The sequence below is a fragment of the Colwellia sp. PAMC 20917 genome (assembly GCF_001767295.1).
Lineage (GTDB): Bacteria > Pseudomonadota > Gammaproteobacteria > Enterobacterales > Alteromonadaceae > Colwellia_A.
This window is the reverse complement of sequence record NZ_CP014944.1, coordinates 2831931-2845058: the sequence shown is the minus strand read 5'-3', so window position 1 is coordinate 2845058 and position 13128 is coordinate 2831931. Positions and strand designations below refer to the sequence as shown.

The 13128-nt window shown below is 36.8% G+C and carries 15 protein-coding genes; 9 read left to right on the top strand and 6 right to left on the bottom strand.

What is annotated here, in order from left to right; all coding sequences use genetic code 11:
• The first annotated feature begins 84 nt into the window (after positions 1-84).
• From A3Q34_RS12260 to A3Q34_RS12230, 7 genes are all read left to right on the top strand, one after another.
• The gene (locus A3Q34_RS12260; RefSeq protein WP_157470974.1) at positions 85-654 is read left to right on the top strand and encodes a hypothetical protein; all 570 of its coding nucleotides are present in this window, start codon (positions 85-87) and stop codon (positions 652-654) included.
• Positions 655-742: 88 nt separating this feature from the next.
• Positions 743-1372 carry a dUTP diphosphatase gene (locus tag A3Q34_RS12255; RefSeq protein ID WP_070375618.1) on the top strand — a complete coding sequence of 210 codons (630 nt, stop codon included), beginning with the start codon at positions 743-745 and terminating at the stop codon, positions 1370-1372.
• A gap of 346 nt (positions 1373-1718) precedes the next feature.
• Complete coding sequence (locus tag A3Q34_RS12250; RefSeq protein ID WP_070375617.1) at positions 1719-2396, top strand: DUF2726 domain-containing protein; 678 nt, start codon at positions 1719-1721, stop codon at positions 2394-2396.
• Positions 2397-2718: 322 nt separating this feature from the next.
• Positions 2719-3429 carry a 5'-methylthioadenosine/S-adenosylhomocysteine nucleosidase gene (gene mtnN / locus A3Q34_RS12245; protein ID WP_070375616.1) on the top strand — a complete coding sequence of 237 codons (711 nt, stop codon included), beginning with the start codon at positions 2719-2721 and terminating at the stop codon, positions 3427-3429.
• 178 nt (positions 3430-3607) lie between these two features.
• A complete protein-coding gene (locus A3Q34_RS12240) occupies positions 3608-4591 on the top strand; it encodes a cobalamin biosynthesis protein (RefSeq protein ID WP_070377141.1) in 984 nt (327 codons plus the stop codon).
• Between the two features lie 5 nt (positions 4592-4596).
• Positions 4597-5226, top strand: coding sequence for a trimeric intracellular cation channel family protein (locus tag A3Q34_RS12235; RefSeq protein ID WP_070375615.1), 630 nt, complete (start codon positions 4597-4599; stop codon positions 5224-5226).
• Between the two features lie 137 nt (positions 5227-5363).
• A complete protein-coding gene (locus A3Q34_RS12230) occupies positions 5364-6350 on the top strand; it encodes a sensor domain-containing diguanylate cyclase (RefSeq protein ID WP_083277997.1) in 987 nt (328 codons plus the stop codon).
• Positions 6351-6367: 17 nt separating this feature from the next.
• Here the strand turns inward: A3Q34_RS12230 and A3Q34_RS12225 are convergent, their stop codons facing one another.
• From A3Q34_RS12225 to tyrS, 6 genes are all read right to left on the bottom strand, one after another.
• Positions 6368-6691, bottom strand: coding sequence for a ribonuclease E inhibitor RraB (locus tag A3Q34_RS12225; protein ID WP_070375614.1), 324 nt, complete (start codon positions 6689-6691; stop codon positions 6368-6370).
• A gap of 67 nt (positions 6692-6758) precedes the next feature.
• Positions 6759-7244, bottom strand: coding sequence for a hypothetical protein (locus tag A3Q34_RS12220; RefSeq protein WP_070375613.1), 486 nt, complete (start codon positions 7242-7244; stop codon positions 6759-6761).
• On the bottom strand, positions 7237-7776 hold the full coding sequence (locus tag A3Q34_RS12215; RefSeq protein WP_157470972.1) for a DUF4136 domain-containing protein: 540 nt from the start codon (positions 7774-7776) through the stop codon (positions 7237-7239). The genes A3Q34_RS12220 and A3Q34_RS12215 overlap by 8 nt, the downstream gene beginning before the upstream one ends.
• 184 nt (positions 7777-7960) lie before the next feature.
• Positions 7961-8080 (bottom strand): nitrous oxide reductase accessory protein NosL, encoded by a 120-nt coding sequence (locus tag A3Q34_RS20555; protein WP_231907349.1) that lies wholly within the window; start codon positions 8078-8080, stop codon positions 7961-7963.
• A gap of 403 nt (positions 8081-8483) precedes the next feature.
• Positions 8484-8750, bottom strand: coding sequence for a hypothetical protein (locus A3Q34_RS12210; RefSeq protein WP_070375611.1), 267 nt, complete (start codon positions 8748-8750; stop codon positions 8484-8486).
• Positions 8751-9113: 363 nt separating this feature from the next.
• Positions 9114-10319 (bottom strand): tyrosine--tRNA ligase, encoded by a 1206-nt coding sequence (tyrS, locus tag A3Q34_RS12205; RefSeq protein WP_070375610.1) that lies wholly within the window; start codon positions 10317-10319, stop codon positions 9114-9116.
• A gap of 237 nt (positions 10320-10556) precedes the next feature.
• On the opposite strand from tyrS, the gene A3Q34_RS12200 reads away from it, so the two are divergent.
• Both A3Q34_RS12200 and A3Q34_RS12195 read left to right on the top strand, forming a co-directional pair.
• Entirely contained in the window at positions 10557-11945 is a 1389-nt protein-coding gene (locus tag A3Q34_RS12200; protein WP_070375609.1) for an OapA family protein, read from the top strand.
• Between the two features lie 34 nt (positions 11946-11979).
• On the top strand, positions 11980-13104 hold the full coding sequence (locus A3Q34_RS12195) for an anhydro-N-acetylmuramic acid kinase (RefSeq protein ID WP_070375608.1): 1125 nt from the start codon (positions 11980-11982) through the stop codon (positions 13102-13104).
• The last annotated feature ends 24 nt before the right edge of the window (positions 13105-13128 follow it).

Genomic DNA, 13128 nt, shown 5'->3' with positions numbered 1-13128 from the left:
TTTTCAGCATATCCTAACAATTAGATCACTGAAACTTACCCGTAATAAGATGAGAATAGCTGTAAATCTTCTGCTGAGCTTATTATGAACAAAATTATTATCGTCATCTGTTTTAACATTTTGTTTTCTTTGAACAGTTACGCAATGAAATCTAATGATTATATTATTTCTATTAAGCATGCAACTAACGACAGTGACTATTACTCAAGTGTTGGCGTAGAGGTAATTCATCGTAAACTTAATAGTTATTTAGGTTTCTCGGTTAATAGCTCAATAGGCTATGCAAGGGTTACCGATACCTTTGATTATCAACATGGTTTTATTGCATGGGAAGGCGGTATAAAAATAGGTTATTTTTCTAACTTTAGTCTTTATGCTGAATTTGGCGTTGATCTGCTTGAGCTTGCCTTTAATGATCGAAGTGACGATGACTATTCATATAATAATAAGCGCTATAGTACAGATTTCGAAAATGATAACTTTGACCATCATTACAATGATAACGATTCAGATGGTTATATAGGGATCGGTAGTTCGATGATGATTGAGCAAATAAAAGTTACAGCATTTGTTCGTTTTCGTGAAATAAGTGGTTATAACTGGCAAGCAAAAAACTATGCCTTTAGCGGCATTGAGTTAGCGGTAGTTTTTTAATTAAATTACCATCGTTTGTTTGCTTGTTTCTTTCTTTTCTCTACGGCAAAATAGTCCCCATAGATATTTACAAATAATAGAGAAAATAATGAGCGCAAATTCAGCAGCACAAAATCAAATAAAACAAATGCTAACCATGCAAGACGCGATGAATACGCGTGTTAGTGATACCTGGCAAGAAAATGGTTATGAGTGGTATCGCGCCATTTGGGTTGAGTGTGCTGAAATGTTAGACCATCACGGATGGAAATGGTGGAAACATCAAGAAATAGATATTGCGCAAGTGCAATTGGAGTTGGTTGATATTTTTCATTTTGGTTTAAGCTTACGTTTAATGACAGGCGAAACCGTGACAAGTATTACTGACACCTTAGCAACAGAACTCACTGAAAGCTCAGGCGAAAAAGATTTTAAAATTGCCCTTGAAAACCTAGCGTCAGCCGCCGTTACTAACAAAAGTTTTGATGCGATTGCCTTAGCTGATTGTATGCGTTTGATGAATATGGACCTAGATGAATTATTTCGTCAATATGTTGGCAAAAACACCTTGAATTTTTTCCGTCAAGACCACGGTTATAAAGAAGGGACATATATCAAAGTTTGGCATGGCGAAGAAGACAATGAAGTATTAGCTAATTTAGTTAATACCTTAGATGCCAGCGCAAGTGATTTTCAGCAACAACTTTATGCCGCACTTGAGGCAAAATACCCAGCATAATTATTCGCTCAAAACCTAATAAAGACTCTAGATAAATAATAACTAGAGTCTTTGATCCCCCACCCTTTTTTCCATTCTAAAACAGGTTTTTAGCTTGAAGTATACAGAATAAACTCTACTTTTCGAACGGTTATTCAAATAACTCTTTTATATTAAAATCTATGGCATAAATGCTGCCTAATTAACGGTTATTAAAATAATCCTTTTATATTAAGATCTGTTGCATAAATTTCACCTAACCAAGGGTTATCAAAAGAATCTAGTGAATTATGATCTGTGGCACAAATTCTGCTTACTCAACTGTTATTAAGAAGACCGTCAAGAATTTGAACCGCCGGAGCAGTGTATGGAATTAATTCTCTTTGCCATGATCAGCCTAATTGTTATTGTCGCTTTGTTAGCTAGCCGCTTAAACGACAATAGTTTTCCTTTTCCATTTGATAAAAAGCAAAGTCTTTTTACGCCAGCAGAGAAGAATTTTCAGAATTTGCTCGAACAAGCCCTTGGTGGTAAATATCGTATTATTAATCGAGTAAAACTTGCTGATATCGTCACTGTTCGTCATGGTGTGTCGAACAGAGCAAGCCAAACAGCATCAGCGAATGCCGAAAGTAAATACTTAGATTTTGCTATTTGTGATCGTGAGAGTATGAAGCTATGCGGCGTTATTGATTTAGTTGATACCCAAGGTAAAGGCTATAAAATCAAAAAAGACTGGTTTGTCAGCGGCGCATTAGAAGCATCTTCAATTCCTCATATTCGTATAAAAGTGAAAGCAAATTATACCGTTGACGAGATCCGCGCTTGTATTTACAGTCGACTTTTAGGAAACAGACCTCCTGAGCCAAAAATTAAAGGAAAAATTATTCCTGCTCCTATGCTAAAGCCTCGACCCAATAGAAATAGAGAAGAAGTTGGCGCCTTGTCTCCTATCGCCGCTCGCGCGCAATTAGGTTCATCAACAGCAGGTAATGCTATGTCGCAACGTATTCCTGCACCGCAAGTAGCTGCCTTACCTCATTAAACTCTACAATAAAATTAACTCATTATTAAAATAAAAAGTCAGCGATTTAAATCGCTGACTTTTTTGTTTTCCCTTAGATATAATTACCGTGCGTGGCAGTATTAATGCCATAAAGGCTAAGAGTGGCTAAGAGTGGCTAAGAGCGGCTAAGAGTGGCAATGTGATCGTAATATATTGTTGCCGTATAATCTTATGCCTATTCAACTCATACATAGAAAGACAGGATGTCTGAGAAAGGCCATCCTGAACATAAATATACGACATCTGGGAATCTTCACGTTATAATTGTTTTATTAGATGTTATCAACGAATTGGAAATAAAATGAAAGCTGGAATAATTGGCGCAATGGAGCCAGAAGTTGCTATTTTAAAAGCAAAATTAACTCATGCAGTAACAACCGAACATGCAGGTTATACCTTTTATCAAGGGCAACTGAACGGCAGTAATGTCGTTATTGTACAATCGGGGATTGGTAAAGTAGCTGCTGCCTTAGCAACCGCGATTTTAATTGATAAGTTCCAGCCTGACTATATTGTTAATACGGGCTCTGCTGGTGGTTTTGAACAATCATTAAAAGTAGGCGATATTGTCATTAGTTCAGAAGTTCGCTATCACGATGTCGATGTTACCGCTTTTGGCTATGAAATTGGTCAGTTACCCGGCAATCCAGCTGCTTATATTCCTCACCCGACACTTGTTAAGGCCGCACAGGCAGGTGTTGCTGAATTAGAAAATATCCAAACCTTACTGGGTTTAATCACGACCGGCGATACCTTTATGACGGCTGATGATGATATTGCAAAAGCCCGCGCTAACTTTCCAACTATGGCCGCGGTTGAAATGGAAGGAGCCGCAATTGCTCATACCTGTCATCAATTTAAGGTACCTTTTGTGGTTATTCGTTCTATGTCTGATATAGCAGGTAAAGAGTCTCCTACCTCCTTTGAAGCTTATTTAGAAACAGCTTCGGTAAATTCATCTCAGTTAGTTGAAAATATGCTCGACGCATTGCAAGGTAAAAAATTAACTTAATCCCTAAGTTTAATCGATACCAACGCCACTAATTTTGTGATCTTGTTCGCGCAAGGAGAATATATCAAGGCAAGGCTGACGATTTTCTAATCACTGGCTATAGGCATTGAGTGCGACGCAGGTTTGGAGTATTTTAACCCGCACAGGTGAGCAATAATTTAACGGAATGGCTTTAAATATGACTGCTAATAATCTAACAAACTTAATTGATATCAGCCCTTTCGCCTATTCAGTTGTGATGCTTTACGGTGTTATTTTGATTAAGATTTTTACTGGCTATTTAGCGAGTCATCAACCCTTAAGGTTTTTTCGACTTTTTTGCGATCAGCTCGCCAAAAAAGTCAATAAAAGTAAGAATACTGACCGTCAGCGTTTTATTTCTGGCTTAATTGCTATTGCCGTTAGCCTAACGCCTATAGTTATTATTCTTTGGTTATTTGAAGATTTTGTTGAGGCCACCTGGCTTTGGCAGGGGTTTTTACTTTATCTTGCCTTAGGCTGTTTACAACTAGGAAAAACAAGTAAAGAGATTGCCAAGTTAATTGTCGCCAACAAAAATTTCGAGGCTAAACAGTTATTAAACCCCTGGCTGTTACGTAATACCGAACAGCTTTCCTCTTTAGGGTTAGCAAAGAGCTGTATTGAAATGTTATTGCTTCGAGCGGTGCAAAATTTATTCACCATTAGCTTGGTATTTTTACTTTTTGGTCCGCTTACTGCTTTAGTTTGTCGATTGCTTATTGAGATGCATTACAGCTGGAATAACAAACAAAATAGTTTTCAACCTTTTGGCGACAGTGTTGCTTTTATTGTCAACATTATACAATGGCTACCTAGCCGTATATTCTCATTAATCCTGCTTTTTGGTTGTATTGGCAAAAATTTCGTTTTGTTTTTTCGGTTAAATCGTCGCTACTTTTTTCAATTAAATAATAGCTATGTGCTTAATTTATTTGCCTTGTCATTAGAGGTTAAACTTGGTGGTGTCGCTATGTATCAAAATATAAAATTACGTAAAACAAGTTACAACGATCACGGCAGGCAGCCTCAAGCTACTGATATTATTCATGCCAGTAAACGTATTAGCCAAGTGTTCTATTTTTGTTTTCTCTTTTTAACACTACTGACATTATTTATTTACTCGTTCAATATCAATAGGTAACAAATATGTATGAACTTCTTTACTGGTTAGATTTATTTGGTATTGTTGTCTTTGCCTTATCGGGTGCATTAATGGCTGGGCGTTATAAGCTCGACCCTTTTGGTGTTGTCGTATTAGCCGCAGTAACAGCGATTGGCGGCGGTACCATCCGCGATATTACTTTAGATACGCCAGTATTTTGGGTTGCCAATCCGATTTATCTTTATGTTATTTTATTGACTGCTGTGTTGACAATTATCATTATTCGCCGTCCTAAGCGTATTCCAAAGCGCTTTTTACTGATTGCTGATGCGTTTGGTTTAGCATTATTTGCTGTTTTAGGTACTGAGAAATCATTAAGTTTAGGCGCTCCTGTATTTGTTGCTGTTGTAATGGGCACCATCACGGGTGTTGCTGGTGGGATGATCCGTGATGTTATATGTAATGTTATTCCAATGATCTTACAAAAAGAAATTTATGCTACTGCTGCGATTTTAGGTGGCTCTTTGTATGCGTTATTTCGATACTTGGCTTGGCCAGAAAATATCGCCATCATTTCTGCAATTCTTGGCGCATTAACGCTGAGACTAGCCGCTATTTATTGGCGAGTTTCACTGCCAGCGTTTCATATTGTTGAAAAAGAAGAAAGTAAATAATGCCAGCTCAGTGTTTTGCAGATATCGATAAGTTGTTTGTTTCTGTTAGATAATTAAGAGATACTAAAGGCTAGATTTTAATCACTTTATCATTTCATAAGTGACTAAACCATTATTAACACTTATCGAACTATTTTATGACTGATAAAGATAAAATCATCGAAAAACTATCTAAAAAAATAGTCATGTTAACTCAAGAAAATAAGCTCATTAAAGATGAGCATAAAAAATTAACTGAGTACTTATCTGCAGCTCTAGATAGAACGGGTTTATTTATCTGGGAGCAACACATACCTAGTGGGCAGTTAAAAATATTAGATCAAGCGTTTGGTAGCATGTGCGGTTTTGAAACCAATGAAATTGAATCAACAGTATCCTCTTGGAAAAACAACTTACATCCAGATGATAAAGAAAAAGTTATCGCTGCATTTGAAGAACATTTAGCGGGAATAACGCCCTACTTTTATATGACTTACCGCATGAAGCACAAGGACGGAGGTGATGTATGGGTATCTGATCGCGGTAGGGTTATTGAATTTGATGATGATAATCATCCTTTACGTATGACAGGAACACATACTGATATTACCCAAGAAAAACTTTATGAATTAGAGTTAGCTCAATATGCTAATTTAGATCCGCTCACTAATTTACTGAACAGAAAAGCCCTTCAACATAATTTTGAAGTCTACACTAACACCAGTAAATATTGTGGTGGTGCCTTATTTTTTATTGACTTAGACGATTTTAAATCAATAAATGATATTTACGGACATAAAGTGGGCGATAAATTACTGCTACATGTTACCAGTAACTTTGAAGCCTTAGCGCCAACAGACGCCTTAATTGCCCGATTCGGAGGTGATGAATTCGCGATTATTTGTAAAACAACCGATAGACTAACCCTTGAATTATTAGCGCAGTCGATATTAACAATATTAGCTCAACCCACTGAAATTGAAGGGATAAAAATATCAATTAATTTAAGTATCGGTATATGCGTTTTTGAAAAAAATAATGAAAGCTTTGCCAATATCTATGAGAGAGCTGACAAAGCGATGTATTCGGTGAAACGAAAAGGCAAAAATCATTATGCCTTTTGGGACCAAGACAAAGAAAGTTAAACGTCGAGTTCCTCTGTTTAAGCCTCCATTCCCCAGCCATCGTTATAGCCATTATACTTTGCAGCAAGTTGTTCAAGTTGTGCTTCTTGCGCGACAATCGCATCGTAGCAAGGTAGCATTTTTACAGTGCAATCTAAATCCCAAACATTAGGTGTTTCATCAGGATGAATGACTAATTCCATTTCAGGTGCATGTTCTGCTAAATAATCAGCCATTGCTTGGGCTTGTTCTTTTTTTTCGAACAATTGAAAAAACACGACGGGATGAATAATAGACAAATCAATACCGGCATCTTGCATTTCAGCCAAAATTTGGCCTGTTTCATCATTTGGAAAGGTCATAAAAGTTATTATCTGGGTAAAAAGTACTTCATTATAAACCGCTATTTTCTTCAACTCCACAGGAGAGTTAATTATTAATGTTTGAGTAGCTGCATAAATTATTCTGACAACTCAATTGACTCTTTTGGGGGTAGTGAGGGCACCTTACCACTGAACTCGTCTCATCTGCTGTTTTCGCTAATAAAGAGGCGCCAATGGTATTAATAGCAAAGGCACATGCTAACTCACCAAAGGTAATGTTAACTAGCACACATTGTTTTTTTGATGAGCAGGTTAAGTTTTCTAGCAATATTTTTTGTTTGACCGAGACAAAGGTTTTACTTGTTAATTTATTCGTCTTGGCAGCAAGGTTAATAAGAGAGGTTTCAATAACCGTATTAAGCTTGTGCTTATTTCTTTTTTCTTTGCTTTTTTGAGCCGCCCTTTCCTGATCAAGCTGATGTTTTAAGTGCGTTGTTGCTATTTCATGTTCTTTTAATAAATACCCTAGACCTAATAAAATAGTGATAAAAATCACTACGGCTATCAATGTTATCGTTAACCATTTAAGCATTGTTAGCTTTACTTGCATCACGAGAGTGAGGATATTTATCTATCATCGCATCAATAGCCCGATAAATTTTCAATTGAACTTCTCTACTATTATCGGTTTTAGCATTAATTTTCAAAGGGTAAACACTTCGCCAAACTGAACGTTTTTTTTCAGGGTCGAGTACGTCAATAATCAAACTTCCCGGTTTAGTTTGCCACTGTTTTTTGTCGGCTTGCGCTTCACCGCCACGCAAACAAAGAGAACAATAAAGCACCCCATTATTATAGGTTAATAATTCCTTAGTATTTTCATTAACAAGATGATAAGTAACCACAATATCAGCATCATCTAGGGTATTATAAATAAAACCATTCTTATCTAATACTTGCTCTATGGCTAATTCAATACTGTTACGCGTGGTATAACTAATATTTTGAAACTGGCCAAATTCAGAGTTACGCTTATAAAAAGCGTAGCTGCTTACCTTTGAAAAATTAAAGTTAGTTTGATATTTTGAAATGGCCGGTTGGTATGCTGTACAACCTGAGAGCATGAGTGCTGATAAGCATAGCAAGGTTATTAAAAAAATAAGCTGAAAAGATACTGGCTGGCTATTTTTAATCAAGAATAAAAGGCATAGATAATGAAAAGGATAACTTTAGCCTACCCTGCTGAAAAAAAATTACAACTATTTGCGCAAGTAATAAAATGACAGCAGAGTGTTTTGTGTAAATAACTTACATCAACACAGATAAATCAACTTGGGTAAAATTAATGACCTTACCGCCAAATTCAGCTGCAAAGGTTTGCGCATCTTTTTGTTTACTAAAACTTGCAGGTGTTTTAATTGAGCTCACCAAAAACCATGCGTTACGGGTATTGCTACAGATAAAAACATCAAAAACATCAAAAGCATTAATAGCAAACTGTTGATTTTTGGTGTCTTTACGATATTTTTAGCTATGACTTAACATTTTTTATTTAATTTTAATTCAGTAAACCTAAAGGGACTACTAAGACAATATGTCGCATATATTACGCTCACAGTTAAACAGTTATGTAGTTCAACAAAAAAATAAAATACAGAACAAAGAGTTAAAGAAGCGCCAGCATGAGAAAAGGTAACAATTAGCGTCGGAGAATATCTGTAGTGGCTGTAGAGTGATAACGGTGGTGTTTCACAATGTGGGTAATCGATAATCGAGGTTAGTTTAGGCCCAGAACTCTACTCGCAGCAGAGAAAGTCGACTACTAGTATCACTATCGTATATTGATATCTGGTGTAGTATTAATGTCGCCATCTTCGCTTATAGTTGCTGGTGTACCATTTTTTAAGACAAGAACAGCAGTACTGCCACTCGATGTAAACCGAGTAAAGCGGAGTTCATAGCCATATTTAGTTAAACTCAGTGCAGCAAAACGTTGAGCTAACGTTAATTTCTTCCAATTATTATCAGATTCAAACTCACTGTCATCAAAATATTGTCGCCGTTCGATTAAATTATTTCTCTCGGGTTTATTTTCCATAGTGCGGCTCAATACTGTATTTAATATTTGGTTCAACAAAATAACAACTCGACAACTTGAATGAGTGGGATTTATCGGTTAACAAGCTTAACTCGACACTTAAATTAAGCACAAATTATTCCAACATTAAAATACTTTTACTTAACAATAAGATATAGACAAGGTGTTCTATGCTTACAACTAAATTTAATGTTAGTGTAAAAAAAATTGACGAATGATTATTAAGCAATTAGCTGGATTTTATTACTGAGACAATAAATAAAAGTCACTATGGTTTTAGGGGTAAACACATAACTCTTTAATGTACTGATAAAAAAGCCAGTAATAAATACTGGCTTATACATAGATTGTAAATATGTGAGGTTATTTTACTGTTACTTTAGCAAATTTACGTTTGCCAACTTGGTAAATAGCCGTAGTCCCCGAAGCAACACGCAGCTTACTGTCGGTAATTTTTTCACCTTCAATTTTAGCCGCCCCTTGTTTAATCATTCGCATGGCGTCTGAAGTACTCGCTACTAAGCCCGCTTCTTTTAGTAGGTTAGCAATAGCGATGTCACCACTGTCATCGGTTATCTTAACTAATTTATCCTCAATTTCATCAGGCATTGCGCCTTTTTGAAAGCGATTAATAAATTCTTGATGTGCCGCTTCAGCCGCAGTATCATCATGAAAACGAGCAATTAACTCTTTGGCTAAATCGATTTTCACATCGCGAGGGTTCATTCCTTCAGCAATATTTGTTTTATAGCCAGCAATTTCTTCCATTGGCTTAAAACTCAACAGTTCATAATAGCGCCACATCAATACATCTGAAATAGACATTATTTTACCAAACATTTCTGTTGGGCTATCCGTTATTCCAATATAGTTATTAAGCGACTTAGACATTTTCTGTACACCGTCTAACCCCTCTAAAAGAGGCATCATTAAGACTGTTTGCGGTCGTTGTCCCTCTGATTTTTGTAATTCGCGCCCCATTAACAAATTAAATTTCTGATCAGTGCCACCTAGTTCAACATCAGCTTCTAAGGCTACAGAATCCCAGCCTTGAACGAGAGGATACATAAACTCATGAATGGCAATAGATTGACCGCTGGTATAACGTTTTTTGAAATCATCACGTTCCATCATACGGGCAACCGTCTGACGAGATGCCAATTTTAACATACCAGCAGCGCCTAGCTTATCCATCCAGGTAGAGTTAAAAGCAACCGTTGTTTTCGCTGGGTCTAAAATTTTAAAAACTTGTTCTTTATAAGTTTCAGCATTTGCCAGCACGTCTTCTCTTGTTAGTGCTTTACGCGTAACATTTTTTCCGGTTGGATCACCTATCATGCCAGTGAAGTCGCCAATTAAGAAAATAACTTCATGGCCAAGTTGTTGAAACTGACGCAACTTATTAATTAATACCGTATGACCTAGATGCAAGTCTGGTGCTGTAGGGTCAAACCCTGCTTTAATTTTTAGTGGCTTTCCTGTTTTTAATTTTTCTAGTAATTCACTCTCTAGCAAAATTTCTTCTGCACCACGCTTAATTTCAGCAAACGCTTGGCTGACATCAGTCATCGACTTAGCTCCAAAAAATATAATCATAATTTATTGCTCGATTCTACTGCAATAATGCCTTGGGTGAAAAGCCTTAAGTTAATATTTAGGGCAATTGTTCTATTTTTTAATTATTGCAGCTTGTTTTTTAAGGAAGAATTGCCGCTGAGTCCCCGAGATCACTGACCTTTACGGTAATTAAATTTTACTCAAGGCTATTTTTTGATATAGTAAACGATAGCTATCGTATTAAGATACATGAAATTAGGTTGTAATCTGTTGAAAAACATAAAAAAGTTCTATTTACAGTTGCCAAAGCAGCATAGGGTAATTATTAGCTCATTCAGCATAATTGTGTTGTTGTTACTCCTTATTCCTTCAGAAAAGGCAACGGCCAGTCGTCAATCGACAGATACTTCACTGGAAATAGGTAAACGTTACGCATTAGCTTTACCTGAAGTTGAAGATATCTCCTTAGATACACCTACTAGCAATATCGAACCATCAACAAATAAAGAAAGTATAGTCACGCCTATTAACAGTGACGAAGAGACACTAACTTGGAAAAAAGCAAAAGTACGCAGTGGTGATTCACTTGCCAAAGTATTTAAACGTCTTGGCTATAGCGCGAGAACAACATACGACGTGAGCTCAGCAAAAGGCGACTTCAGTAAATTATTGAAAAAAATTAATGTTGGTGATGTCTTTCATATAGGCCAAAACGCAGCAGGAGAGCTAGCAGTACTGACCTACCCTTTATCAAAAACAGAAACCTTATATGTAGAATTAATTGATGATGGCAGTTACCAATCAAGTAAAGAAACCAAAACGGTAGAAATTAGAGAAACTATTGCCCACGGTGTTATAAAAAGTAATTTTTGGAATGCTGGCATAGAGTCAGGTTTAAACGATGCACAAATAATTAACCTTGCTAATATTTTTGGTTGGGATATCGATTTTGCCTTAGATATTCGTGAAGGGGATAGTTTTCATGTTGTTTTTGAAAATCGATATGTCGATGGCGATCATATAGGTACAGGTAAGATTCTTGCCGCTGAATTTATTAATAAAGATGATCCTTTTCAAGCCATTCGCTTTACAGACGGCGAATATTATTCTCCTGATGGCAGAAGTATGCGCAAAGCTTTTTTACGTGCGCCGGTAAACTTTAGGTATATTAGTTCAAATTTCAAACCAAAGCGTTTTCATCCTATTCAAAAGCGCTGGAAAGCTCATCGTGGCACTGATTACCGTGCCAATAAAGGCACACCTGTTGTAGCCGCAGGTAATGGGAAAGTGACCCATTCAACCTATAACAAATATAATGGCAATTATGTATTTATTCAGCATGGCAATGGCATTGAGACTAAATATTTACACTTTTCAAAACGCAATGTTAAAAAAGGGCAACGGGTAAAGCAAGGCGACGTTATTGGTTATGTAGGCTCAACTGGCATGTCAGAAGCATCGCATTTACATTATGAATTTTTACTTAATGGCGTACACCGTAATCCAAGAACGGTAAAATTACCTGATGCTAAACCCATTAATAAAAAATTCGCTGCTGAGTTTTCGGTATTATCAAGCCAACGCTTAATGGAACTTTCAGGCTCTAGGCAAGCTTTGTTGGCGATGCAGACGCATTAACCCTCTTTAGCCCAATAATAATTAGCGAGTATAAATGACAAAAGCTACGTTTTATATTGGGTTAATGTCTGGCACTAGTGCCGATGGCATTGACTTAGCCCTTGTTGACTTTACTAGTGGAAGTGCCGAACTAGTTGCTAGTTATTATCAAGCATATGACAATGTCACTCGACAAAAAATCACTGATCTTTATCTACCCAATCATAACGAAATAGACAGAGCCTTTTCACTTGATATTACTCTTGCCCATCAATTTAGTGAGGCAATAAGTACACTATTAGACAAAGAAAACTTAGTAGCTGCTGATATTATTGCTATTGGTAATCACGGTCAAACCATTCGACATCGCCCAACTCAAAGCTCTGCTATTGAAGCGTCTTTTACTTTACAAATAGGCTGTAATCAAACGTTAGCGGTATTAACCGGCATTAGAGTTATTGGTGACTTTAGAACAAAGGATATCGCCTTAGGTGGACAAGGTGCTCCTTTAGTCCCTGCATTTCATCAATTCTTATTACCTGCCACTGAAAAGGAAACCTTTTTAGTGAATATAGGGGGCATAGCTAATATCACTTTTTTGCCTAAAAAAAACTCGTCGAAAAGTGTATTAGGTTTTGATACCGGACCAGGGAATGCTCTTTTAGATGCATGGTGTTTTGAGCACTCAGGAAAGAGGTTTGACAATAATGGCGACTGGGGAAGGTCTGGAACGATTAACCAAACACTATTAATACAGTTACTAAGTGATGACTACTTTTTGTTATCAGCTCCCAAAAGTACTGGCCGTGAATATTTTACCTTACAATGGTTAGCGCCCTTTCTCACCCCATTACAGATAAGCGCTGTCGACGTACAAGCAACCCTCACCGCCTTAACTGCTTGTTCTATAGCCGCCGACATTAAAAAAATATCAAATTCAGCAGATGTATATTTATGCGGAGGAGGAATCGATAATAATTTTTGTTATAAGCTTATAAAGCAAGAGCTTAACAACTTCAACGTTAATAAGATACATTCACTAAAGCTGAATAATAACGCACTTGAAGCAATGGCATTTGCTTGGCTCGCATTCGCTTATGACAAAAAAATCTATGGAAATATCCCAGCAGTAACAGGGGCTAGAAAGTCAACAGTGCTCGGCTGCGAGTTTTTTGCCTAATTCACTCTAGACCTCAGTAACTTT

Coding starts and splice junctions, on each gene's coding strand:
- A3Q34_RS12220 (WP_070375613.1), bottom strand. CDS start 7,244: ATGCTTAAATGGTTAACGATAACATTGATAGCCGTAGTGATTTTTATC.
- A3Q34_RS12255 (WP_070375618.1), top strand. CDS start 743: ATGAGCGCAAATTCAGCAGCACAAAATCAAATAAAACAAATGCTAACC.
- A3Q34_RS12240 (WP_070377141.1), top strand. CDS start 3,608: ATGACTGCTAATAATCTAACAAACTTAATTGATATCAGCCCTTTCGCC.
- A3Q34_RS12235 (WP_070375615.1), top strand. CDS start 4,597: ATGTATGAACTTCTTTACTGGTTAGATTTATTTGGTATTGTTGTCTTT.
- A3Q34_RS12195 (WP_070375608.1), top strand. CDS start 11,980: ATGACAAAAGCTACGTTTTATATTGGGTTAATGTCTGGCACTAGTGCC.
- A3Q34_RS12260 (WP_157470974.1), top strand. CDS start 85: ATGAACAAAATTATTATCGTCATCTGTTTTAACATTTTGTTTTCTTTG.
- A3Q34_RS12200 (WP_070375609.1), top strand. CDS start 10,557: ATGAAATTAGGTTGTAATCTGTTGAAAAACATAAAAAAGTTCTATTTA.
- A3Q34_RS12210 (WP_070375611.1), bottom strand. CDS start 8,750: ATGGAAAATAAACCCGAGAGAAATAATTTAATCGAACGGCGACAATAT.
- A3Q34_RS12250 (WP_070375617.1), top strand. CDS start 1,719: ATGGAATTAATTCTCTTTGCCATGATCAGCCTAATTGTTATTGTCGCT.
- A3Q34_RS12215 (WP_157470972.1), bottom strand. CDS start 7,776: ATGCTCTCAGGTTGTACAGCATACCAACCGGCCATTTCAAAATATCAA.
- tyrS (WP_070375610.1), bottom strand. CDS start 10,319: ATGACTGATGTCAGCCAAGCGTTTGCTGAAATTAAGCGTGGTGCAGAA.
- A3Q34_RS12225 (WP_070375614.1), bottom strand. CDS start 6,691: ATGACCTTTCCAAATGATGAAACAGGCCAAATTTTGGCTGAAATGCAA.
- mtnN (WP_070375616.1), top strand. CDS start 2,719: ATGAAAGCTGGAATAATTGGCGCAATGGAGCCAGAAGTTGCTATTTTA.
- A3Q34_RS12230 (WP_083277997.1), top strand. CDS start 5,364: ATGACTGATAAAGATAAAATCATCGAAAAACTATCTAAAAAAATAGTC.